This is a genomic window from Ekhidna lutea (genome assembly GCF_900188325.1).
Taxonomy (GTDB): domain Bacteria; phylum Bacteroidota; class Bacteroidia; order Cytophagales; family Cyclobacteriaceae; genus Ekhidna; species Ekhidna lutea.
This window is the reverse complement of record NZ_FZPD01000005.1, coordinates 86,364-110,777: the sequence shown is the minus strand read 5'-3', so window position 1 is coordinate 110,777 and position 24,414 is coordinate 86,364. Positions and strand designations below refer to the sequence as shown.

Genomic DNA, 24,414 nt, shown 5'->3' with positions numbered 1-24,414 from the left:
TATCGATAATAAATCAATAATAGATGTGATAAATCGAATCTATTTTTATACTAGACAAGTATGGTTAGTCGTTATTTGGAATCGAAATATCCTTGAAGTGATATAAAACTGCGGTAGAATTACATTATTTACATGTATAGAAATTCAGTGTCTTCTCTCATTGCTTGAATGAATAAGGCTTATCTAATGATAATCTTATGACGTTGCGTATTTCTTCCTTGCTGAACGATCATAAAGTAGATACCCGGAATCATTTTTCTTTTGATCTCCAATTTTTGATCAATGATTAAGGAGCCATTAAAATGGTTTTGAACATACGACCTGCCCGCCATATCAACAATTTCTAGTGTAATACCAGAATGATCATCTCCTGAAAGGATTCGGACATTCAGGTTTTCAGGGGAGGTAGGATTGGGATAGGTGGAAATATTTATCCCCTTCTGTTTGAAGTTATTGTCAACCTGAATGATTGGAAGATACTCTTCTGCACCATCAAAGTCCACTTGTCTTAATCGATAATAGCTAAGCCCCAAATATGGTTTCGAATCTCTGAAGGTATACTGAATCGGTTCATTGCTGTTTCCATTTCCCTTCACAACGCCAATGGCTTCAAATGAATTTCCATCCGCAGAGCGCTGAACTTCGAAGAAGTCGTTATTTATTTCGGATGCAGTTTCCCAAATTAGCTTTACCTGATTATTTTCTGCCACTCCTTTAAAGTACGTCAATTCGACAGGTAAAACGCTCATAGAATTTTCTGAGCCATATGAAAAATAGTTTTCACTAAATGCAGCTCCTATTGTTGATACTATAGATGCACTTGATGGTGTCCCTGAAGCAACTCCACCAAGGTCGTCCCACTCAGTGCCTGCATCATCCCAAATTAAGACCCTGAGCTCTTGGTCATCAATTTCATCCTGTGAAATGGTTGTGACAATTTCGCTCACTCTAAATGTTGCTCCATTGGCTGGAGAAGCAGTATTTACCCGCCAATATTCCTCCTCAATTATTGATTGCACATTACTTGAGGCTTCAACGTCGAAATTATCGACGGCAGCTTCATTACTTACAGGCGATACATTATAAAATTCAACCTCCCACACCTGCACACCCGATTGACCACTGGTTGAGTTGACCTGAAATGGTCTGTAAAGGTTATTTTTTCCTACAGGAAACGTAAATGACTGACTATTCCCCAATTCAACTAAAAGAGGGCCATTAATATGACCGCTTGTCCTGGTGTAATTACCAGATCCCGTTCCCACATCACATAACAGAATGGCTGCACTTGTTGAGTCTAAAGTATTAAACCTACCTGCTGTAAGTGTCAGAGTGTTAGCAATTGCAATAGTGTCCATATTCCCAATATAAACCTGCCCTGATGCTTTATTAATTTCAACATCATACATTTTATCAGGCTTAAAGTCTCCATTTACAACCTGGTTGTTTGTACCTTCAAAAACCACTTTACCGCTTCCGTTGTTAAAAATTCCTCCTGTATAATCAACATCACCATTTAAGCTTAAATCACCACTCCCAGCATTGAATGTGCCTCCGCTGATATTAAGATCACCAGATAAAGTAGCATTAACTCCATTTCCATTGTAGGTTCCAGAAGTTAAAATCAAATCATCTGCTGTTATGGAAGTAGAGCTATTTCCGGCGTTTAGTGTGCCATTTGAAATTGTGATTGGGCCTGTACTGCTAAATCCAACATTATTTGTATTTGAAAGTGTGGATCCATCCTGAATGGTAATTCCTCCTGCCCCAATAGTGTAAGCTATTGCAGGAATGTTTTTAGTACCACCATCACTAATGACTAAGCCTCTTACATCCGTGAAATCTGCCGGTATAGTAAAACTCCCCGAACCACCAAAATTGATGGTTCCACCGGTTGTAGTAAAGAAATCATCCAGGTTTCCACCAGGTAGCGTACCTGATTCTAATTTCATTGTACCTGTACCTGTCACATCACCAAAATTATGACCATCAGAATCTGCGATGTTAAGTGTACCTTCAATATCTACACTAAATATATTTTGATCATTGTCAGACGCTGATGACATTGTGATATCAGCATCACTTCTAATCTCAACTATAGAACCAGCTCTTGGTACTTCACCTGCTGCACTGAAAGACATTCCCCCATCATTGCTAACTTCCCAAAGAGCTGTACTGGACCAATTTCCATTAGCAGAAGTCACCGTTCTGTAAATCAGTAATTCATCCGGGATATCATCCGGGTCTCCAATGGTATACTCCCCAGTAAAATTATTATTACCTAAATCTGTATCATCCCATGTAATCGTTTTGGCTGCAGAACTTATTCCATTTCCGGAAATTGGTGGTTGCAATTTGGTCCAATTAGGAGTTTCCAGTCTTGCATTTGCATAATTGTTAATGTTTCCATTCACATCACTTCCTATATAATGAAATGTAATGGAGCTTCCCGCAAAACCTGTTATATCACTATCAGAAGTAGTAACAACCCAATAATAATCCAACACATCTGTTCCGGTGGCTGAAGGATGGGCTGAGTTAATTACTTTGAAGAGTATTGTGGCGGTTTCGCTGCTATTGATCACCACATCTATTGGAGTATACTTACCAGGTACTCCAAGCGGAATGGTAAAGCTGGTGCTTGAATTGAATTCCTTTTCTATTCCATCACTTTTCTTAACTCCATTCACAGATATCATGGTATTTTCATCAAATGAACCTGTGGTTGTTATCGAAGCATCTCCATCTATGAAAAGTCTATTATCTGATATATTAAACACACCATCATTCACCGCAATTTCATCGTCTACTGTAAGAGTGACTACTTCTCCTCCACCGGTTTGAGCCAGTGTAACTCCGTTGGAGTTATCAATAATCAGCTTACTAATTGTTCCTGCCCGATCGGATGATGTGATCTCCTGAGAAACAGAAGGACTATTCATCGTAAGACCACCTGAACCGTCATATGTTGTTACAATATCTACATTACCCTGGGCATTTGTTGGGACACCTTGATCATCAAAGGTTCCAGAGTTAACATTGAAGTCGTTTGTTACAATAATTCCTGAAGCCGGTACCGTTGCATTATCAATAGACAATGTTCCCGATGAATTCACAGTTAGGTCATAAAATGAGGTAGCTGTTGTTCCTGATATTTCCTGTGTAGATCCATCAAATACAAACAAGTTATTATTCGGAGTATAAGTACCGTCATTTTCCAGGTTGCCGGCTAGATTTATCTGAAAACCATTCGCATCAAGTGATCCGCTATTATGTATTTTAATATCACCAGAGACATCCAGGTCATTTACCACCAGTCTAGCAGAAGGTGATCCGGCATTTAAGCTGTCGATTCTTATATTCGAAAGACCTACGTAAGTATTAAGATCAAATCTTGGAGATCCTGCTGTGGTATAAGTTCCATCATTATATCCAAAATCTATGAACGATACATCGCTAATACTAACTGTTGGAGTTGTGATTGATGAACCAAGGATAAATGATCCATTAGTTGGATTGGCTTGTGCATCAACTAGGGCAAAAGCATCCGTTCCACTTGTGATATCTAGTGTGAATGACCCATCAGTCAATTCAAATACACCTCGATCATTCACGAAGGTCGCGCCTGTATTCACTCCAAATAAAGCTATACCGCCTGTTTGATTGTAGGTGAGTGTACCAGTAGAAGAAAGTGTCGACCGTCTAAGTTGCGAGCCAACGATAAGGTTTCCAGACGATAATTCTATTTCTGAAGATCCCCCACTACCATATTCAATATAGTTGTCGCCATTCGCTCCATCAGTAAAAACGGCATCACCACCATCAATGGTTAGTTTACCATTTAGTCTGACCCCATTGCCTGAACCAGTCCCTGTAGCGGAAATACGAGCTGTCCCAGCTGTTAAAGTTAAACCTCCTGAAGATGGGATAGTGAAGTCTCCGCCACCTGTATTTAGCTCTATATCAATCGCAGCATCATTCAGAATAAATGTTCCATTTTGAATTTCAAGGGCTTTTGTAGTTGTGTTGGTTGGCCCGTTTAGATCAAAATCATCATCAAATGAGAAGGAATTAGATTGGTCCGTACCCATATTCAATACAATGCGATATAAATCAGGATTGCTGGTACCTGATGTGATGCTGTATGAATGACTTCCAGTTCCATTCAATTCTAAGATTGCATTGTTGTTGGTGCCTGCACCGTTGTACAAATCGATGACATCAATAGGTCCCTGAATAATATCTCCCCCTACAATTAATCTGTGTTCCAATGAGGATGGAGTTGTGTTAAGAACAGTTATTTGATCACCATCTGATTCATCTTCTGCCCCCGTATCCATTGCTAAGTCATCTCCAATTGTAAGCGTCCTGGCTGTTCCAGTTGATGGAAACTCTATAAAATCAGCCTCGGCATTTACCACCATTCGGACATCATCCAATACAGTAATATCTCCATTGGCACCACTATTCAAACGGAGTGTACCACCACTTCTAATTATCAAGTCATAATTGACCTGAATATCCTCTGTAAATACAAAATATCCACCATCTCTAATTACAAGATCCGGATATTCATCTGGAAATGAAGTTGGTATTTCCACACCGAAACTAGATCCATCAAGAGTTCCCTGTGCATCGAAATAGAACTCGTTACCATCAATTTCCACAAAATCTCCTACATCCGCTGAGAAAGTAGCGATTTCAATAACGCTTGCGCTCGCGTCAGTATCACATGTGCTGCAGTCCACTAGAAATCTCAACCTTCCAGGGCCGCTGATCAAACCTGTAGTTAAATCCAGCACTCCTCCTCCGGAAGTTAATTCCTCAAAACGAACTTGTGGTCCAAATGCAACAGAACGTTGAGACCATGTACCTGTCCCATCATCAACGGAATCGGCAAAAACAATTTGAGCAACGGTGACATCATCATCAGCTGTAATCCAGTGTGAATCAGTGCCAGAAGCTTCATCCGGATCCCAGCCAATTACAGCAATATCTCCCGCCTGTGGATAGTCAGAAGCTGCAGCTGCCCCATTCCAGTGACCTTCAGTAGACCATGTGCTGTTTTGATCCCAGTCAGCAGTAAATCCTGTTCCAACATCATAAGCAGTGTAATAAATCTCAGGTAAACCATTCCATGCATTGCTACCCGCACTACTGAAGTTTGCATTAATAATTTCAAACCTATTTCCAGGGAAAGCGCCGTTGTTAGAAGTCCCATTAAATACTAATTCGTTATTGTTCCTATCATCATCATTCGCATCTTCCTCTGTTCTTGTAAATGGAAGTTCATCTAGTACATACCCTCCGTTGTAAGTATTCTCATTTCCAGTAATGTCTTCATCATCGTAGTTCATGCGAAGTGAAATATCTGGTTTTGTAGTAAATCCTGAATGATTTATCCTCCAGTAATATGTCAATCGAGCTGTCTCCGTCGGATCCATAGTTGGAAGAATTGCATCTGCAACACTTACTTTGATGTATCCATCATTTGAACTGCTTGACCCGGAAATAGATAGCTCTAAAGGTGTATACTTATCTGTTCCGGATTCCTGGTCTGTACCAATTGGAAATAAATAATCATCTCTATCGTTGGCTAAATACATCGAAATACCTTCATCCGAAGCATTTCCCGCCGTTCGAATATATTTCGTTGTGCCCGGGCTTGAGATCGATATTCCTGCAGAATCACTATTGAGTATGAGCCCATGAATATCAATATCCAGAATACCTGTAGTGAGTGTAAGTGTATCTACAATATTAAAATCGTTGATAAACAGGGCACCATTGGCATCATCTAATTCCAAGTTTGCAAACGTCCCATTACCGTCTCCGTTAATAGAATGACTAGCACCTCCGCCTGTCAGTTCAATCTTACCCTGACCGGTATGTGTCCCCGCATTATAAATATCACCATTTACTTCTACAGTAAATCCATTATCGTCAAATGTAACACCAGATCCAATTGCTAAAGAATCCCCAATTTCAAAAGGATCAAGTGTTCCCTCAATACGTTTTGTCCCAGAGCCACTCAACACCATTTGATAGAGACCACTGGATTTAGAACCCCCCGGACCATATTCCATTACTCCTTCTACAGAAATTCTCTGAACTGAAGACGTACCATCAAAAGTCATAGTGTTTTCATCAGTATCAATGAAAGTGTTGGATTCAATAAAAAATCCATTGCCAATAGTCATATTAGCACCATTCGTATCGAATCTTACCCTGTTATTATTGGTACAACCACATCCATTATCCAACATCCTAAAGTCATTCAAGACCACCAAATCTTGAATTGATGCTGCTGGAGTTGCAGTACCTCCTGCATTTACGGCCCTCAGTTTATGTTCTTGATTATTTGTAGAAATCTTATCAAGAGTCAAATTCCAAAAAGGAATAGTTGAATTTATAATACCATGATCTTGATCCACACTACTTTCGAGAATATTCACAGTAACAGTTCCTCCATTAACTATGTAATTGCCTTCTTCAATTCCAATTTGAATCAACACATCTTCACCGCTGGTCTGCTTTGGCCTGTCATTATCACCCTGATCTTCCATTTCTATATTTAGAATGGTCGGATTTGATGGATCCTCCTCTGTCATGGTGAAGTTCATTGTACTGAATGGCATACTAAATAATGCATGATCACCATTCGTTCCTGCATTTGTCGATAGTGAATTAACGGTAACAGTTCCGCCTGTGTGAATCCAGGCACCCTGAGGATCAATACCATTACTTTTTGTTCTTACCTGATTCACAGTAACTGTTCCACCAGTAATTTCTACAACCGCATTATCATCGAAAATAATTTGACATTTCCCGTCTCCTGTTTTGGAAATTTCTCCATTATCACTGACTTTCAATTTACCCATCACATGAAAGCCATTTTGATCCTCTGAGTTGACCACAGAAGTTCCAGCCACCCAAAATCTGGCATCTGGGAAAATGACATAATCACTGTTGCAGCTACCTGTACAAACTCTTGCTGAATTTCCGCCATAAGTACTAGGATCATTTCGACAGATTTCCGGAAGGTTAATATTGTCACCTAGTTTGAGTGTGCCTTTTTCTAATCCGAGTGCTCTGGGATTCTCATAGAGTGTCTCATCAGTTCCAAAATGCTGCTGAAAGGCTACCCTTCCGTATAAATTAAAATTAGCTTGTGAATTTGCATTGATCTCACAGATGTATGTATCATCAGTCCCTTTATCAATCTCTATTCTATAAAACGTACAAGCACCATTACAGGTAATGTCTTGATTTTCAGAATCATTGGTCATGAGAAGTTCAACTACCCCATACTCGGTTGCATCTAAAGGTCCTGCTCCATTATCATTATCCTGGTCACCAGCGGTAGGATATGCTTCATAAAACTCTTCATTTGTAACACTAGTGGCATTTATGTTTGTGAAAGTGATGGTACCTTCATTTGTGAAATCTCCTTTCAGATCAATTTGGTGAAAATCAAATACGCCTCGTACATTGGTTTCCCCAGTTCGATCGTTGGATGCATCACCCAAACCAACGGTGAATGAAGCGCCGCTACTTACAGTTACATCGCCGGCCACTTCGAGTCTGATTAAATCGGTTCCCGAATCATCGTTTATGCGAAAAGTACCGCTGCTTAATTCCAGGTTACCATTTAAGATTAGGCTATCCATCAAAGTTACTGTAGCACTGGTGACTGCAATATCAAGGTTATTAAATGTTGCTTTTCCTGCTGCATTGAACGTATAATCAGAGGAGCCAGATAATTGCACGGTTCCTCCTGAAGTAGAGACGAAATTATTGGTAGTGTTTATACTTGGAAAGTTATCACCCTCCATTACAAGTGTACCCTTCCCAGAAAAATTCTCAAAAGTATGACCGGAAGTTCCTTCAATATCTAAAATCCCACCTGCGTTGATAATAACATCTCCTATCGTATAGGATCCGCCATTTGATGTAACTGCATCAGCATCAATATCTATTTCATCACCATTAAGTATCGTGACATTATCGGTGGTTTGATTCGGGTACCGGCTGTCAGGGTTCACACGAATTGATCCGGACGGATCAGTGGTCCAGTTGAGAGGATCATCCCAATCACCAGATTTATATGAATAGAAATTGACTATTTCGGTTACCCCCAGTGTATAATACCCATCTGCTAGGTTAGCATCAGTGACAGTAAAAGTCACTTTATTATTGCCATCAGTAAATGATGCTGCAGGAGTGCCTGAAGCTTCAGTGAAATCAACTGACGAAGGGTCTGTAGAATAAAGGAGCTTAAAATCTCCAGTTGTGCCAATATCATCTGCAGGGCCAAAACCAGCTTCATCCGTATCGAATGAAAGTGTTATATCTACTGTTCCTGTTTTCTCTAAATACCAAACTCTTGCCCACCTGCTAAAGCCTGTAAGGCCTGCATCTACATCGCTTTTAGTAGTGCCATGACTCGTTCCATTATGTCCGGTAAAAACCCATTCATCATCTGAGTCCAGGGTTCCACCACTTTCATCAAAATAAATTTCACCTCCGGAACCTGAAATGGAAGTGTCTGTATTACCAGCGGTTTGCCTACCAATTCCAACAAGTTCGTTTTCGTATCCAGCCTGAGCGTACTCGTCATTGGATGTAAGGGTGATTCCGTACTTTTCACCTAAATAATTGTTGATAATTGTGATTTCCGCGTCATTTAAAGCAACATTATAATATATCGCTTCGGTAATTGTTCCGGTAAACCCTGCACCTCCATTCGTGATTGTTGAACCCCCACTAATTTGATTTCCATCTCCGCTATCTCCGAATGTTATGTCACCTGTTGTTCCTGTAACAGAAGCTAATGTTGAAGTATTCGTACCTAAAGAAGTATTATCAATGAATGCCTCAATAGTCGTAACTCCACCATCAAAAGTGAATGCCATTATATAATCAGTGCTTGTAGTGAGTACTCCGGACGTAATAAAATAGTCATTTGTAGAGTTGTAAACCCCGGCATTCAGCTGTCCAGACCCATCTAAATAAATAATTAAACCATCAGAACTATTTCCCTGCTCATAAAGAACCTGGCTTCCGGAAAAAGTAGATGGGGTTGTGAAAACAAGAAAAATTGTTCTGGTAGAAAAGTTGGAAGTATTGATGCTCCCTGAATTGGCAATCGTCAGCTCCTTTCCGGAAGAAAAAGTAACTCCCTCAATACCATTGATTGCCGGATCAGTGAATGCCGGTTCTTGAGTGGAAGGAGGGCTAGCGTTATTGGATGCAGCCTGATCTTCCCATAAGCTAACCAATCCGCCTGATTCGAATAAACCAACATCTCCTCTAAGCCAGAAAAGATTGGTGGAATTATCCCTTACCCCCCCTGGACCTTGAGAATAGGCCAATGAAGATGAGATAAATAATGTAAGAATAAATATGGCTAAATGGGTACGCATAATGACTCAAAGGGACTTGTATTAATACAATATACCTATGAAAGGTAATTATCACTGGAGGAATTCTTCGATCAACTGACCGTTTTTCAAAATAAAAGTACCCTTATTCAGATAAAAAAGGCTATTTCTTCGATTAAATTAATCAGCTAAATAGTCAATTTTACTTTCATCCCGAAAAATCGAGAGCATTTTAGAAGTGATTCCTTTCACTATCCAAAAATCACCATTTGAAAAAATGAGTGAGTCGGTAAAAAGGTCACTTTCCGAAAATTTTGAAGCATTTGCTCTCCCCAGATAGATTGTATCTAAGAAAACGCAAGTAGCTCCAGGATTTATTTGAGAGATATCAATGGAATCATTGACCAGTTCAAAGTAAAGCTTGACAGAATCTGCGCAATCTGATGAGTTTACCACCTCAGACCAAACTTTAGTACCTGATTCTCCTGATAGCAGCCTTTCAACCTGATAATGATAGATTCCACCGGGAAGATCCTCTTCCGAGCATGCAAGAACAAAGAAAAATACAATAACTGATAATAATTTACCTCGCATTACCAGTCCGATCGATCACCACATAGCCCAATTCATCAGAATCCAGTGGCAACTGCTCCTCAGGATACATCAAAATCGTCAGTTCCTGTGTGAGATCATCAAACTTAAAATCGACAGGCTTCTTAGGTATAGTGACAGTAGTTCCCCAATTGAGCTGTCCTTGTGGTGTATAGCTTACCACCACAAAGTTGTTTTCCTCGGCTGAGGTATTGTATATATAAAAACTTTCAGAGCCTTCAATTGTAGGTATGGAATCACTTTCATATTGCACCACATCAGTCCCGGGCAATTCAAATTCAAGTTTCCATTGAGAAAGTCTGTCAGGACCGAAAGAGGCCACATAACCTTTACCATCTGTCAAATTTGCTCCATATACCACTATCTCATTTGGGGTTTTAACCGGCACCCCCATTGTCATGAAGCCACTTTCAGGCGCATCCTGCACAAAAAGTGGATATCTAACTTCTTCATTTTCAGCATCTAAACCCCATCTATTTCGCTCTTCCCAAAACTCCACCGAGTTGCCTAACCATTCAACATGTCTACCTGCCCATATTTGCATGTCAGTGACATACTTAGAAGCTGTTACATACTTCTGGAAAAAACTATCAATGTAATCGGTGTATTTTTTCTTTGCAATCTCCAGGTCATCAGTTGTGATTGACTGAACCAGTGTATTCATGTTTTTAGCATCCTCGTAAGCCCCTTCGTATATTTCGAGTTGAGCTCCAATTAGTGATGAATCCATTAATGCCGGATTGAGCTGTAGGTCAACCTGCTTAATGATACGCGCCTCATACATTTCTACCTTCAGTAGCTTTTCCACTGTTGACTCAGGATCATATTCTTTAAATTGGTTCAATAAATTCGTTGGAAAATATCCTATGTCAGCATCTTGACTATTTTTTACTTTTTGCTTCTTTTCTCTGATTTCATCCGCATAGTTTTTCACCATTGTCTTAAACAAAGCAACTCCACCCATAATTTCGGATTGCGTGTCCCTTGCCCATTCTTCAAAGTTCCAAATTTCAATTTTACCCTTCCTAATGTTGGCCTGGTTCATTCCATCAACACCATACTGGTCGATGGATTTCATCACCGGTTCTTCCCTGTAATCGTATGAATCCAGTTTTTCCGCCAACTCCTTCACAGTTTCTGCGTTCTCAACACCTTTCTGACCATTCTCCTCAATGAATGCAAGCTTCTCCTGCTCTTCCTGTCCAGCTCCAATAAGCAGATTGTTATATTGTGAAAACTGCTGAGTTAATTCTCTATATGCTTCCATTGCAGCCTTTTGATTTTTCTCAACCCGGGCTACACTTCTATGAAGTTCTTTCACGTCAGCTATTCTACCCTCTATCGCCTTAATTTTATTTTCAATATCCAAATGAACGTCAGATACCTTAATGCCAAACTCCCCGGTTCTTAAATCACGTCTGAAAAACGATTGATAATATTCATCGCGCTTCTTTAGTTCTTTTTCATCTATTAGCGTTTTGGCCTTTTCCAAATAGAAGATTGCCGAATCGCCTACCATATAAACTTTTGACGAATCTACAACTACATCATACTTAAGAAACCGATCTTCCAGCCAAAGGCCCATTTGTAGATTTGGGTTAGCCTCATCCTGATTCTTCTCATCAGACAAGTATTGCTTAAGCTGTGGTCCTCCCTCTTCATAATTCTTTGCTGCCAAAATGGGATAAAGATCTTTATACTTAATCTTTTGGGCACTTGCTCCAATAGTAATTAATAAAAGGACAATTGTAGCTGTTGACTTAAATTTCATGCGCATGGTGAGATTTTTCAGATGCTAATTTATAAAAATACTAAGTGGATTTATAATTAATCTAATGATCCATTTGTGTGAGTAAAATAGGGAATCATTTACTCTCTTTGGGTGTAGTATGGTGCGAAACCCCTAATAATGAAAACGAAAATCAGAAGAGAGGTCATTGAATGGATATTGCTTCTAACCATAGTTGGGGCTATATATTTAACTGGCTGGCATACAGAAGTTATTGGAAGGGTTCAGCAAGTTGTTTTATCTACCGGAATCATATCTCCAACTATTTTAACGGAAGAAAAAAAAGCTTCTTATGATTTCTGGCTTGAAGATAAAAATGGAAAACAGATTCCATTCAATCAAATGAAAGGCGAGATCGTATTCCTTAATTTTTGGGCCACCTGGTGTCCCCCTTGCATCGCTGAGATGCCTGATATACAAAATTTATATAATAAAAAGGAAAAGTCTATTCAATTCGTGATGGTCTCACTGGATGAGAATGAACAGAAAGCACGTTCCTTTATTGAAAAAAAGGGATTCGATTTTCCCGTATACTTTCTTAGATCCAGACTTCCTTCTGTTTATGATACCCATTCGATCCCAACAACTTATGTAGTTGATTCAAAAGGTATTATTAGGGTTGAAAATCATGGTATGGCTAAATACAATACTGAAAAATTTAAAAACCTCTTGAAAGAATTAGAAGCTGCTCAAGAGGCATTTAAATAGCAATTAATCTTCCTGTTTAATAGCAGCTATTTTATTTTCAATGTCTAAATGAACATCAGAAACTTTGATGAGGAATTTGCCGCTTCGCAAATCTCTTCTGACAAAATCCTGATAATACTGCTTATTCTTCTTTAGCTCTTTTTCATCAATCAAACCCCTAGCCTTTTCCAAATAAAAAACGGCTGAGTCACTCAGCTCTTTTGATGGTGTCGAATTTGCAGACTTTGCATTAATATATCGCTCATGTAACCAAATCCCCATTTGTAAATTTGGATTAGCTTCATTTTCATTTCCGGAAATGCTGAGGAATTTCTTTAACTGCGGAATGCCAATGACGTAATTTTTTTCCACCAAATAGGGATAAACATCCTTGTACTTGATTTTTTGACCCACTGTAATGGAGGAAAACGAAATGAAAACTGATAGTAATAGCACCTTTTGAAGCATATTGATTTTAAATTGATAAGCGATAAAAATAAGATTTAATAAGAAATCAAGAAGAGATTTTTCAATTTTTGAATTGAAGTAACCCTTGAGATGTGCCGGTCATTACCGCAATTCGGTAAATAATCCTTGCAGCTACATTTGCATCCCAGGAATCATTTCCTGTCTCACACACATCAAAGCCAATAATCTTTCTACCTGATCTAACTACCTGCTCTATAAGATAAACCGCATCGTTGAATTGCATTCCACCAGCGACTGGAGTTCCTGTCTTAGGACAAAGCGATGGGTCTAATCCATCCACATCGAAGCTGATGTAAACATTAGCAGGAAGAGTATCTATGATTTTATCAACCTGATCTTTCCATAAAATGCCACTTAAACGATTTAGAAATAACTGCTCATCATAAAAGACATGAATTGGCTTTTCAGACTGTTTGATAAAATGCTCTTCCTCCTCACAAAAATCCCTAATTCCAACCTGAGTTAAGGAAGTGATGTTACCTTCTTTCAAGGCATTGTGCATTATGCTTGCGTGAGAATAAGTAAACCCTTCATATGCAGAACGAAGATCCATATGGGCGTCTACCTGTAAAATTCCAAATTCGTTATTTTTTGCCAGAGCCTTCATCAGACCTAAAGGTGATGAATGATCCCCACCGATTACAGCTACCATTTTATTTAGCGAAAGAAAGGAGGATGATATCTCTTCCACTTTTTCATGAGTCTTCTCGCAAAACTCATTCACAAATGCTAATTGATCTTTTTCAGGCTCTCTGCCAGCCTCAAGGGCCTGAATAACATTATATGCGCGTCCTCGGTGTATCTCATTTTGACTAGCAACCACTATACGGTCATACATAGCCATTTTAAGTAACCAAGGTTGACCAATACTAAATAAGGATAAATCTAATTGGGAAGACTCTTCAAGGATTAAATCCGGAGCTTTAGAAGTGCCTTGTCCATAAGACACTGTCACATCTAAATGAACAGGTAGCAATACGAGGCTAGATTCCTCCAGGTTATATGGCAAGCCAAAAATGCTCCCCTTCTTTCCTACATCACTTGGGTTATACATCTAATGGTTCGGATGATAGTAGCTTTCAAAATTACCGGTTCCCTGGGAGATCTCTACCCAATTTAAATCATCAAAATTAATGGTGACTACACTACACGGTTCCATGTTTCCAATCCCTGAGTTGGTTAAAAACTCTCCAAAATAGGAAATAGTAGGGTTATGACCAATGATTGCAATTTCAGGATAGTCAGCAGAAACAGCATTAACAACCTGTAGCAACTCCCGAACGGATGCATTATAGATAACTTCCATATATTCGACAACCTGCTCACTCATTTCCAACTCTTCAACCAGATTCATAGCTGTTTCTTTAGTACGTACAGACGTGCTACAAAAAATTATATCAGGATTAAAGTCTACGTTTATTAAATGTCTGCCCAATGAGCGAACAGTGCTTTGACCTTCATGAGTCAATTCGCGTTTTTCATCTGGTTTACCTCCCGAATTTTCTGCATAGGAGTGTCTGATAAGATAGAGTTTTCTTCTCATCGATTAGGATGGTTTGTCTTAAAGATAAGTCATTGTTTATAGGTCACCCAATTCTATCAATTTTAAGTTTTTTCATTTCTGTTGTGAACAGGATTTAAATACTCGTGTTATGTTTACGCGCTAATTGACAGTTTCAACTAGCAAAAAGGTTCGAAAAAATAACATGGGAAAAAATCTTGTCATCGTAGAGTCGCCAGCAAAGGCTAAAACAATTGAAGGGTATTTGGGTAAAGATTTTGAGGTTAAATCTTCTTACGGTCATGTGAGGGATTTGCCAAAGGATGATTCCGCCATTGATATAGAAAATGGATTTCAACCCACATATGAGATATCTAAGGACAAAAAAGACGTTGTAAAAGAGCTTAAAAAGCTTGCTAAAGCAGCAGAAACAATCTACCTCGCATCGGATGATGACCGTGAAGGAGAAGCGATCAGTTGGCATCTGTCTGAAGCATTGGATCTTGATGATGCTAAAACCAGAAGGATTGTATTTAGAGAGATTACCAAAAATGCCATTCAAAATGCTATCCAAAATCCAAGAGGAATTGATATAGATTTGGTGAACGCCCAGCAAGCAAGGAGAATTCTTGACAGGCTTGTGGGTTTTGAGCTTTCTCCTATTCTTTGGAAAAAAATTAAAGGAGGCCTATCCGCCGGACGGGTTCAGTCTGTTGCAGTAAGGCTTGTTGTTGAACGAGAGCGTGAGATCGCCAACTTCACTCCTGAATCTTCCTTTAGAATAACTGCTGAGTTTAACCTTGAAGGTGGCAAAATCCTAAAAGCTGAACTACCCAAGAAATTTAAAACGGAAGATGAAGCCATGAGCTTCCTTCAGAAATGCAACGGTGCTGATTTTTCTATAGAGAATCTTGAAACCAAGCCAGCAAAGAAGTCTCCGGCTCCTCCATTTACAACTTCAACCCTTCAACAGGAAGCAAGTAGAAAGTTAGGTTTTTCTGTAGCGCGAACTATGTCAGTTGCTCAGAAACTATATGAAGCTGGTAAAATCTCATATATGAGGACAGACTCGCTAAACCTTTCTGACGAAGCATTGAATGGTGCCGCGGCGGCTATTAACTCAAACTATGGCGAGAAATATGCACACAGGAGAGTTTTTAAAACCAAAAAAGCTGGTGCGCAGGAAGCTCACGAAGCAATTCGCCCAACTAACTTTGGAACACAAACCGCAGGAAAAGATGATGCTGAAAAACGGCTGTATGATCTGATCTGGAAACGAGCCATTGCCTCTCAGATGTCTGAGGCTCAATTGGAAAAAACGACTGCTACCATTGGTGTATCAACCGCTGATGAAAAATTAGTAGCAAAAGGGGAAGTTGTGAAGTTTGATGGCTTCCTTAAAGTCTACATTGAATCCACAGACGATGAAAATGGTGAAGAAGAAAACACCAATATGCTACCGCCATTGACCGTGGGCCAAGTGCTGGATTTGAAAGAGATTCTTGCCAAGCAAGGATTCACCAGACATCCACCTCGCTATACGGAAGCAAGTCTTGTGAAAAAACTCGAAGAAATGGGAATCGGTCGTCCATCTACATATGCACCGACAATCTCTACTGTGCAGAAAAGAAACTATGTAGAAAAAGATGCTCGAGAGGGCAAAGAGCGAATTTCCATCGAGTGCCGGCTGAAAGATGGTGACATCAAGCGCGTGGAAGCTACCGAAATTACTGGTGCGGAAAAGAACAAGCTTTTCCCAACCAACACCGCAATGGTGGTTAATGACTTCCTGGTAGATCATTTTCCAAATGTTATTGATTACAGCTTTACTGCGGATGTAGAGCAGCAGTTTGATGATATCGCTCAAGGCAAGACGGTTTGGAATAAAATGATTGACAACTTTTATGGCGGCTTTCATTCTACTGTAGAAAAATCAGCGGACCTTGATAGAGCATCTGTAAACCAGGTGCGAGAAATTGGGGAAGATCCAAAAAGTGGGGAAAAAATATATGCTCGTCACGGTAAGTATGGAGCGTATGTACAAAAGGGTGAGTTGGTTGAAGGTGAAGAGAAACCGCAATATGCTAGTTTGAAGCATGGTCAGTTCATGGATACCATTAACCTGGAGGAAGCCCTTGAGCTCTTCAAGTTACCACGTGAAGTTGGAACTTTTGAAGACAAACCAATGGTTGCTGCTGTGGGTAGATTTGGGCCATACATCCGTCACGACGGAAAGTTTGTATCAATCAAGAAAGAGCAAGATCCTTTAACTATCACGGAGGATGAGGCTGTTCAATTGATCCTTGACAAGCGAGAGGCAGATGCAAACAAATACATCAAGACCTTTGATGAAGATGAGAATGTGGCCGTATTAAACGGACGATGGGGCCCTTACATTAAGTTTGGCAAGAAGAATGTGAAGATTCCGAAAGATGTAGTACCGGAGGAGCTTACATTTGAGCAGTGCAAAGAACTCGCTGATAAAGCACCTGAGAAAAAAGGTAGGGGTGGAAAAAAGGCTGCTACTAAAAAACCGGCAGCCAAAAAGAAAAAGTAAATTAAAGGCCCAAGGAATTGGGTCTTTTTTTATTGCTCGTTCCATGCAGATTAAAACAGAACGTCTTTACCTCAGAGAAGCCACTTTGGGAGATGCTTCATTCTTCTTTGAACTTATGAATTCGGCCGAATGGATCAAGTATATCGGTGATCGAGGAATTAAATCACGGGATGACGCCAAAACTTATGTGAATGGTTTAATTGAAGGATATAAAAGCAATGGATTTGGACTTTATGTTTTAACAGCAGATGGGGTACCGGTTGGTGTCTGCGGTCTCCTTAAAAGGACTTACCTGGATCATCCAGATCTAGGCTTTGCTCTTCTTCCAGAATATACCGGCAAGGGATATATTCAGGAGGCTGGCGCTGCTGTGTTAAACATGGCTTTTAAAAAGCTCCAATTATCAAAAGTGCTAGCTATCACTTCAAAAGAGAATTTTGCTTCACAATCAACTTTGGAAAAGCTTGGATTTGAAAAAGTGAGGCTAATTAAAAATCCTGAAGGAGAAGAAGTGCTCTTGTATGAGAAATTAAAAGTCGTCTGATGAATTTCTAATTGAAAAACCTGAAATGCATATGGCTACTTAATTGCAAACAATTGAATCCTCTGACAGCTGTCAGTTACGTTTAATTACTATCATCTAAACGCTGGTCATTTCTAAAATAAGTGTTGTTCCAGCCTATTATGCTCAACCCCAATCCTTCTTTATTTGAAAGTTCGGAACTGTAATAAGTGTTAAGTAACTCTCCTGCCTTTGTCAAGTCGTCTGCATTCTTATATTCATAGTATTTTGCAGGTGCATTAAACCAATATCCTGACGAATTATCAGGGTAAGGCTTTTTGCCAATTGAAGGAAACGAGAATTCTTCCAGGGATAGATTATTAAGCAGTATTTGCTCAAATTCTTTGCAAACTATTGAATCTTCTTCTAAGGTTCCACAAAGAAATGCGAAGGAGTTTTCAGGATATCTGTGATAGCTGGAGTATGTAAAGGATGAAAAACTTGAAATGCTATTATCGATTGTCACGGATGATTCGCTTATTGAAATCAAATGCTCACCCTCCATGATATTGTTAAATAATACAATCTTTCTTATGCCTTCGTCAAGTTCAAAGGTGGTAGTCGCCGGGCCAATGGCTGTTAAGCATAAATCGCCAATTTCTGTACCTAATATTTGAATTTTCAGTTCATCGCTGGTTACACTTTTCTGAGTTACTATCTGATAATTGATGCACGGGTATAGCTCTTCAGTTTCAATTTTTAAGGTTAGCGTCGGTCTGGTGATTTCATTGTTTGGATATGTTTCTGCTACACTCAATATTAAATCCGATGTGATTTCATCGTAAATATCTTGTTCATTTTCACATGCGGTAAGTATTAGATATAAAATAACTGAAAGCAAAAGCTTATATCTCATCGAATTAGTATTTGATTGTATGACACAATTATCAATCAACAGGTTGGTGCAACTTACCTAAGGCCAGCCTGAGTATATATCACAAAGAAAACAGTCGAAAAGTCTCTAAGAAGAAGCTAGTATTATTGGTTAAGACCAACGATGGAATAGCCCAGAGGCTAATTAAAAATCCTTAAGGAGAAGAAGTGGTCTTGTATGAGAAATTAAAAGCCGTCTGATGAATTTCTAGATAATGATTTAGGTTTTGAGATCCCCAAGTCTGGCTCCTCCGTCGCTTCGCAAGGGGATATGGAAGAGGCTTTAAACAAAAAAAGTGATACTTCCCAGCATCACTTTAGATCTTAAGTTACCTATAGATTACACTTGATTATTCAACATTACAGGCATTACCAGCATCAGGATGTCTTCCTCTTCATCTTTATCATTTGGTGTAATAATACCGGCCTTATTTGGCGCACTAAGTTTGATTGTAATTTCATCTGAATCTATGTTTCCTAGCATCTCTACAAGGAACTTGGCATTGAATCCTATTTCCAGATCTTCACCATCGTGCTCACATGTAAGTCGTTCGTTTGCTTCATTAGAGAAGTCCAGATCTTCTGCTGAGATCATTAATTCACTTCCAGTGATTTTCAATCTAACCTGATGAGTGGTTTTATTAGCGTATATAGCAATTCGTTTCAATGAGCTTAAAAGCTCACCTTTTTTCACGACCACATTGTTGTTGTTATCCAATGGAATCACGTTATCGTAATCCGGGAAGCGCTCATCGATCAAGCGACAGATCATCTTCACTTGATTGAAATTGAAAAATGCGTTTGACGCATTAAACTCCACATTTACATTCGTTAACTCCTGTGGAAGAGTCGCTTTCAGCAACGTCAATGCTTTACGAGGGATGATCATGCTGTGCGCCATATCAGCTGCCACGTCTACCCTCCTATATCGTATCAGTCTGTGACTATCAGTTGCAACGAAAGTTGTGTTGGTCTCATCAAGCTTCACAAATACACCGGTCATTGCAGGTCTAAGCTCATCATTGGATGTAGCAAAAATGGTATTATTGATTGCTCTACTCAGAACTTCTGAAGACATGTTTACAGCGTACCCGTCAGACACTGTAGGGATTTTAGGAAAGTCTGTTGCATTCTCACCGGCAAGCTTGTATCGCCCATTGTCAGAATTGATCTCAATGCTATATGTGTTGCTATCGATCGAAAACGTAACCGGCTGCTCGGGTAAATTCCTCAAAGTCTCCAACAAAATCTTTGCAGGGATTGCAATGCTTCCATCCTCTTTTGCTTCTACCTGCAACTCGGTAATCATGCTTGTCTGTAGATCAGATGCTGTTACTGTTAGATTGCCATCGTTTATTTCAAACAGGAAATTTTCAAGGATTGGCACAACAGGATTCGTTGTAATCACACCATTGATGGCTGAAAGTTGCTTTAAAAGATAAGATGATGATACGATGAATTTCATATGTATGTAAAAGCTTAGTGATTTAGGACTGAGTCCCTGATTTTCGGGTGGCTAATTTAAACACAAATTATGAGATAATCAGTGCTGGTTTCACATCAGAAATGTCCCTCTACCTTTGTCGGCAGACAGGCTTGAGTGGACCATAGGGGTGTTGTTTGGCAAAAAAATAGTTAACACCCTCCTAACCTTCCTCAAGGGAGGAATTTCTACCTACAACAGAAAAACTGTCTGCTAGTTAGTGTTATTCGGATTTGTCAAAATTTGCTGCACCCTTCGTGAATCAATCACCATTTGCTGATTGTTCTGATCTACGACCAAATGATAGGGCTGACCATTCAAATTTGGATAAAAATTCAATCGAACAGGCTGTTCTAATTTGATATCATCTATGACCACACTTGCATAGGGTTCGGTCCCTGCCAGACTATCCATGTTTTCGAATCGCCCTTTTGAAAGCATTTCATTGGCCTGAAAGCCCTCAAACTGATTCAGGTAATTTACGACCGATGAGCTATCAGTAGGCTGCTTTTCATCTACAAGGAAAAAATTATCTACAAAAGTGATCTCAAAATCCTCTCCTCGTTTATTGACAACTTCAATTTTTTGAATCGTACGCCAGTTGCCGTCTACTACTACCCGATCTCTCCATTGATCAGAGTGTAAAGTAAATATGTCCACTACATTGTCTTTATAACCCGGGACGGCCACTTCTCTGGCCTTGCCATCCGCTATGAAATAAGACTTTGTTTTCATTGGATTGGAAGCAAATTGAAATCTGTATCTGGAATTAAAATCAAACTCAACTTCTACGCTACCCATAATATCCTGATCCCATTCTTCAATTGTTCTTCCTGCCTCCACTCTTTCTAAAATAGAAATTAAGGTATTAACAAAACCTTCATCAGCTTTATACTCATCATTCAGTGTCCAGCCTTGTTCTGATCGTTCTATTTGGGTTGTGTCGCCATTTAATACAAACAAAAATCTACTAACAGCTTCCATATCTTCTTCTTGAAAGTATTTTTCAGAAGTAGCTGTTTGATCAGTAGGGTCAGATAAAAACAACCATAGGTTAACTCCTAAAAGAGCGGTGATTGCTAGGATATATTTTACTGTCTTACTCATTACTTAGAATATTTCTGCTTTCTCATATACCACTTTGCCACACCAATAATCAAGATTAAAATCACAGGAACAACTAAATTAATCAGCTGCCATTTTGTGCGCTGTTCTGTTACTTTGACCCGATCCAAGGGTCTTATTTTCACTTCTCTGGAACGTGTCTCTATCAATCCAGATTCATCCACCATGTAATCAAGAATATTCAAAATAAATTCTTCATTGGCATATGTGGTCTTTGTGAATGGCTCCACTCCAAGTCCCAGTGGCTCACCTGTCTCCGGATCCAGATCATTTCTGATAATATCTCCATCTCCTATTACGATTACCTTTCCAGGTTCACCTCGCTCAATAAAGGAACCTTTGTTCATTCCTTTTGGAACAAGTCTGTTTGCATACAAAGAAGTAAAGCTTCCTTCCAGCAAATAGCCTACAGTCTTTGGCCCATCAGTGAATTTTTCCGGCCTAAGTTCATCTCGCAAATCATTGAAAGCTACACGAACAGGAGGGCCCAAAAGCTTTGTATACTGACTGGTGTTGATTAATGGTGTTTTACTGATCCCTTCAGCTTTTACTGTGTCTATTTCAGAAACGAACCGTCCAAGTATCGCATCGAGGTTTCTGACTGAAGGGTGCTTACTGAAGTTGGTCAATACTGGGAAGAACGGCCATGGGATCATTTGAATTTGCGGCTGATTACCCATGTTTCCCGCTACTACAGGAAACTGCCCGCTGTTCACATCCAGCACATAGTTTTGGTTGACTCGAACGCCGTATCTAAACAGTTGGTCGGTAAGGTTGGTCTCATACGGAATAGCCACTGTGCCTTCGCCAGAAGCACTGTCCATATTCACACTTAATGCGTCAATGAAAAAGATCAAATTACCTCCACGCATCAGGTACTGATCTACAAGGTATTTTTCCTTTTCTGTAAATGGTTGTGTTGGCTTACCAATAATAACAGCATCATATCCACTCAGCTCATTTCTACCGGCCAAGGAAACATTAAACAAATCAAATTTGGAAAGTACTGTCCTTCTAAACCCTGCGATATCTAAGGAGTCCGGAGAGCCATGTCCAGTGATATAAGCGATCTTTTTAGTACCTCCATCTATTAGCTGTGTTATTGCTGTGGCCAGCTCATATTCCAATCCTTCAATGCTTTGATTCAACATACCCTCAGGCCCGGCAGCACTATTTCCTTTGAGAAGATTAGCAGGAACTTCCCGTATTCCCTTTGACACCAATGCTCCGGGGAAAATGAGCTTTTCCATTTTGTCACCGTCTGCATTCTTGTAATTTAGGTTGGTCACCTGTACGCCCTTATCAATCAGTGATTGATAGAATTGATTTCGCGCCTGCAGATTTGTAGCCTGAGCCGGGTCAGTGAATTTATACTGAACTCGATTGTTGCTTTCTACTGCAAACTGATCCAGCATCTCACCAATCGATTTTTGAAATCGTTCAAAATTGGAAGGTAAATCACCATCCAGATAAACCTCAAAATAAACCTCTTCATCCAAAGATTGTAAAAGTCTTTTTGTGGCATCAGAAATGGTGTATCTCTTTTCTTCAGTCAGGTCAAACTGTACACGATACCGGTCAGCCAGTTGGTTTATTAACCAAACAGATAGGACAATTACTATCGTTTGAAGAAGTACTATTCTCTTTCCTTCACTCATCCCTTTTGCACATTTAAGATGATTTTAGTTAAGTACAAAAACAGCACGATCATGCTTAAAAAATAAATCACATCGCTTAAATCTATGAGACCCTTACTGAGCGTCTCATAATGTGAGAGAATGCCAATTTGTTCGATGATAAAAGAGGTCTCTAACCAGACATTTATAGAAGCAATGGAATCAAAGCCTGCATAGAAAGCAAAACATAAGAAGGCCGCCAAAATGAATGAAACAATCTGATTCCCTGTAAGAGCAGATGATAGAATACCAATAGCAGTAAAAATGCCTCCGAGCAGGATCAGCCCAATGTAAGAGCCCGTAATCCCTGCTGTGTCAATGTTGCCAACCGGATTTCCCAAATAGGAAAGCGAAAAGTAGTAGATCAGAGTTGGCAGCACCGAGAAAACAACCAGTAGAAACCCTGCCAGAAACTTTCCTATTACGATTTCAATGTCCCGAAAAGGGAGGGTGTAAAGCAGCTCTATTGTGCCGCTTCTTTTCTCTTCCGCGAATGCTTTCATGGTAATGGCAGGAATCAAAAACATAAAAACATAGGGTGCCAACGAAAAGAGCGTTTCCATGCTCGCATACCCATAGTCCAATACATTCGTATCAGGGAAGACCCACATCAAAAGCCCTATTCCCGTAAGGAAAATTCCGATCGCTACATAGGCAATGAGTGAATCTAGAAATTCGTTTATTTCTTTTTTTAGGATTGTGATCATGCCCCTTTTGTTAATTCCTGAAATACACCTTCAAGAGATTGTTCCACCTTCGAAATATTAATCAAAGGCAATGCATGATCTCCTGTTACCTTCATGATGACTTTCCTTGGGTCTTCATCAGCAGAAATCTGATATACAAAATTCTCCAAATTGGTAATCGTTAACCCTTCCTTTTCGAACAGCTTCTGATCTATACCCTCTTCAAATTCAACCTGATAGCTGATTTGATCTGACTTCATAGCCTTTAAATTCCCGACCTCATCGTCTGCCACAATCTTACCTTTATTGACTATCACCACCTTGTCGCAGAGTGCTTCCACTTCCTGCATGATATGCGTTGAAAGAATGACAGTCTTATCCTTGCTTGCCTCTTTGATAACCTTTCGAATCTCTACGAGCTGGTTGGGATCTAATCCACTTGTAGGTTCATCCAGAATCAGCACTTTTGGATCATGGATGAGCGCCTGAGCAAGCCCCACTCGCTGACGAAAACCTTTTGAAAGTGCACCAATCTTCTTATGTTGCTCCTGCCCCAACCCACACATCTCAATCATTGATTCTACTCGATTTTTTTTATCCTTCAAGCCATAAGAAGAGGCAATAAATCCAAGGTATTCTTTTACATACATTTCCAGGTAGAGTGGGTTATGCTCGGGCAAGTACCCGGTTATACGTTTTACCTGAAGTGGTTCTTTTGTAACGTCAATCCCATTTACAGAAACAGAACCTGAGGTTAATCCAATAAACCCTGTAGCAATTTTCATTGTGGTGGATTTACCCGCTCCATTTGGGCCTAAAAAACCGGTGATTCTCCCCTCAGAAGCTTCAAATGAAATACTATCTAGTGCTTTTTGGGAACCGTAAACTTTTGTAAGATTATCTACTACGATGGACATGTTGAACTAAAAGACGTTCTTGTGGTTTACAGGTTTATTGTTTCTTTGCGATCTAGACAGACCAGAAACGCAAT

The 24,414-nt window shown here is 39.6% G+C and carries 15 protein-coding genes; 3 read left to right on the top strand and 12 right to left on the bottom strand.

Annotated features, from left to right (window positions below; translation table 11 throughout):
- Positions 1–179: 179 nt before the first annotated feature.
- The 3 genes from CHB71_RS14470 to CHB71_RS14460 all read right to left on the bottom strand — a co-directional run bounded on the left by CHB71_RS14470 (position 180) and on the right by CHB71_RS14460 (position 11,766).
- On the bottom strand, positions 180–9,425 hold the full coding sequence (locus CHB71_RS14470; protein WP_089357660.1) for a T9SS type A sorting domain-containing protein: 9,246 nt from the start codon (positions 9,423–9,425) through the stop codon (positions 180–182).
- A gap of 138 nt (positions 9,426–9,563) precedes the next feature.
- The gene (locus CHB71_RS14465; RefSeq protein ID WP_089357659.1) at positions 9,564–9,977 is read right to left on the bottom strand and encodes a hypothetical protein; all 414 of its coding nucleotides are present in this window, start codon (positions 9,975–9,977) and stop codon (positions 9,564–9,566) included.
- Complete coding sequence (locus CHB71_RS14460) at positions 9,967–11,766, bottom strand: hypothetical protein (RefSeq protein ID WP_089357658.1); 1,800 nt, start codon at positions 11,764–11,766, stop codon at positions 9,967–9,969. The genes CHB71_RS14465 and CHB71_RS14460 overlap by 11 nt, the downstream gene beginning before the upstream one ends.
- Positions 11,767–11,904: 138 nt before the next feature.
- On the opposite strand from CHB71_RS14460, the gene CHB71_RS14455 reads away from it, so the two are divergent.
- Complete coding sequence (locus CHB71_RS14455) at positions 11,905–12,492, top strand: TlpA family protein disulfide reductase (RefSeq protein WP_089357657.1); 588 nt, start codon at positions 11,905–11,907, stop codon at positions 12,490–12,492.
- A 3-nt stretch (positions 12,493–12,495) separates the two neighbouring features.
- Here CHB71_RS14455 and CHB71_RS14450 read toward each other — a convergent pair whose 3' ends face one another.
- From CHB71_RS14450 to CHB71_RS14440, 3 genes are all read right to left on the bottom strand, one after another.
- A complete protein-coding gene (locus CHB71_RS14450; RefSeq protein ID WP_089357656.1) occupies positions 12,496–12,939 on the bottom strand; it encodes a hypothetical protein in 444 nt (147 codons plus the stop codon).
- Positions 12,940–13,000: 61 nt separating this feature from the next.
- The gene (locus CHB71_RS14445; protein ID WP_089357655.1) at positions 13,001–14,014 is read right to left on the bottom strand and encodes an agmatinase family protein; all 1,014 of its coding nucleotides are present in this window, start codon (positions 14,012–14,014) and stop codon (positions 13,001–13,003) included.
- Positions 14,015–14,503 (bottom strand): SixA phosphatase family protein, encoded by a 489-nt coding sequence (locus CHB71_RS14440; RefSeq protein ID WP_089357654.1) that lies wholly within the window; start codon positions 14,501–14,503, stop codon positions 14,015–14,017.
- Positions 14,504–14,666: 163 nt separating this feature from the next.
- Between CHB71_RS14440 and topA the strand changes: the two genes are divergently transcribed.
- Both topA and CHB71_RS14430 read left to right on the top strand, forming a co-directional pair.
- Entirely contained in the window at positions 14,667–17,018 is a 2,352-nt protein-coding gene (gene topA / locus CHB71_RS14435) for a type I DNA topoisomerase (protein ID WP_089357653.1), read from the top strand.
- 43 nt (positions 17,019–17,061) lie between these two features.
- Entirely contained in the window at positions 17,062–17,562 is a 501-nt protein-coding gene (locus CHB71_RS14430) for a GNAT family N-acetyltransferase (protein WP_089357652.1), read from the top strand.
- An 82-nt stretch (positions 17,563–17,644) separates the two neighbouring features.
- Here CHB71_RS14430 and CHB71_RS14425 read toward each other — a convergent pair whose 3' ends face one another.
- From CHB71_RS14425 to gldA, 6 genes are all read right to left on the bottom strand, one after another.
- Positions 17,645–18,436: a hypothetical protein gene (locus CHB71_RS14425; RefSeq protein ID WP_089357651.1), complete on the bottom strand. Its 792-nt coding sequence runs from the start codon at positions 18,434–18,436 to the stop codon at positions 17,645–17,647.
- Between the two features lie 357 nt (positions 18,437–18,793).
- Positions 18,794–19,918, bottom strand: coding sequence for a DNA polymerase III subunit beta (dnaN, locus tag CHB71_RS14420; protein WP_089357650.1), 1,125 nt, complete (start codon positions 19,916–19,918; stop codon positions 18,794–18,796).
- Positions 19,919–20,149: 231 nt separating this feature from the next.
- Positions 20,150–21,043 carry a DUF4340 domain-containing protein gene (locus tag CHB71_RS14415; protein WP_089357649.1) on the bottom strand — a complete coding sequence of 298 codons (894 nt, stop codon included), beginning with the start codon at positions 21,041–21,043 and terminating at the stop codon, positions 20,150–20,152.
- Positions 21,043–22,719 carry a gliding motility-associated ABC transporter substrate-binding protein GldG gene (gene gldG / locus CHB71_RS14410; RefSeq protein ID WP_089357648.1) on the bottom strand — a complete coding sequence of 559 codons (1,677 nt, stop codon included), beginning with the start codon at positions 22,717–22,719 and terminating at the stop codon, positions 21,043–21,045. The genes CHB71_RS14415 and gldG overlap by 1 nt, the downstream gene beginning before the upstream one ends.
- The gene (gene gldF, locus CHB71_RS14405; protein ID WP_089357647.1) at positions 22,716–23,444 is read right to left on the bottom strand and encodes a gliding motility-associated ABC transporter permease subunit GldF; all 729 of its coding nucleotides are present in this window, start codon (positions 23,442–23,444) and stop codon (positions 22,716–22,718) included. Before gldF ends, gldG begins: the two co-directional genes overlap by 4 nt.
- Positions 23,441–24,340 (bottom strand): gliding motility-associated ABC transporter ATP-binding subunit GldA, encoded by a 900-nt coding sequence (gldA, locus tag CHB71_RS14400; protein WP_089357646.1) that lies wholly within the window; start codon positions 24,338–24,340, stop codon positions 23,441–23,443. Before gldA ends, gldF begins: the two co-directional genes overlap by 4 nt.
- Positions 24,341–24,414: the final 74 nt, after the last annotated feature.

Excerpts from the sequence above, each read along its gene's own strand:
- CHB71_RS14470 (WP_089357660.1), bottom strand. The coding sequence starts at position 9,425 with ATGCGTACCCATTTAGCCATATTTATTCTTACATTATTTATCTCATCT.
- CHB71_RS14465 (WP_089357659.1), bottom strand. The coding sequence starts at position 9,977 with ATGCGAGGTAAATTATTATCAGTTATTGTATTTTTCTTTGTTCTTGCA.
- CHB71_RS14460 (WP_089357658.1), bottom strand. The coding sequence starts at position 11,766 with ATGAAATTTAAGTCAACAGCTACAATTGTCCTTTTATTAATTACTATT.
- CHB71_RS14455 (WP_089357657.1), top strand. The coding sequence starts at position 11,905 with ATGAAAACGAAAATCAGAAGAGAGGTCATTGAATGGATATTGCTTCTA.
- CHB71_RS14450 (WP_089357656.1), bottom strand. The coding sequence starts at position 12,939 with ATGCTTCAAAAGGTGCTATTACTATCAGTTTTCATTTCGTTTTCCTCC.
- CHB71_RS14445 (WP_089357655.1), bottom strand. The coding sequence starts at position 14,014 with ATGTATAACCCAAGTGATGTAGGAAAGAAGGGGAGCATTTTTGGCTTG.
- CHB71_RS14440 (WP_089357654.1), bottom strand. The coding sequence starts at position 14,503 with ATGAGAAGAAAACTCTATCTTATCAGACACTCCTATGCAGAAAATTCG.
- topA (WP_089357653.1), top strand. The coding sequence starts at position 14,667 with ATGGGAAAAAATCTTGTCATCGTAGAGTCGCCAGCAAAGGCTAAAACA.
- CHB71_RS14430 (WP_089357652.1), top strand. The coding sequence starts at position 17,062 with ATGCAGATTAAAACAGAACGTCTTTACCTCAGAGAAGCCACTTTGGGA.
- CHB71_RS14425 (WP_089357651.1), bottom strand. The coding sequence starts at position 18,436 with ATGAGATATAAGCTTTTGCTTTCAGTTATTTTATATCTAATACTTACC.
- dnaN (WP_089357650.1), bottom strand. The coding sequence starts at position 19,918 with ATGAAATTCATCGTATCATCATCTTATCTTTTAAAGCAACTTTCAGCC.
- CHB71_RS14415 (WP_089357649.1), bottom strand. The coding sequence starts at position 21,043 with ATGAGTAAGACAGTAAAATATATCCTAGCAATCACCGCTCTTTTAGGA.
- gldG (WP_089357648.1), bottom strand. The coding sequence starts at position 22,719 with ATGAGTGAAGGAAAGAGAATAGTACTTCTTCAAACGATAGTAATTGTC.
- gldF (WP_089357647.1), bottom strand. The coding sequence starts at position 23,444 with ATGATCACAATCCTAAAAAAAGAAATAAACGAATTTCTAGATTCACTC.
- gldA (WP_089357646.1), bottom strand. The coding sequence starts at position 24,340 with ATGTCCATCGTAGTAGATAATCTTACAAAAGTTTACGGTTCCCAAAAA.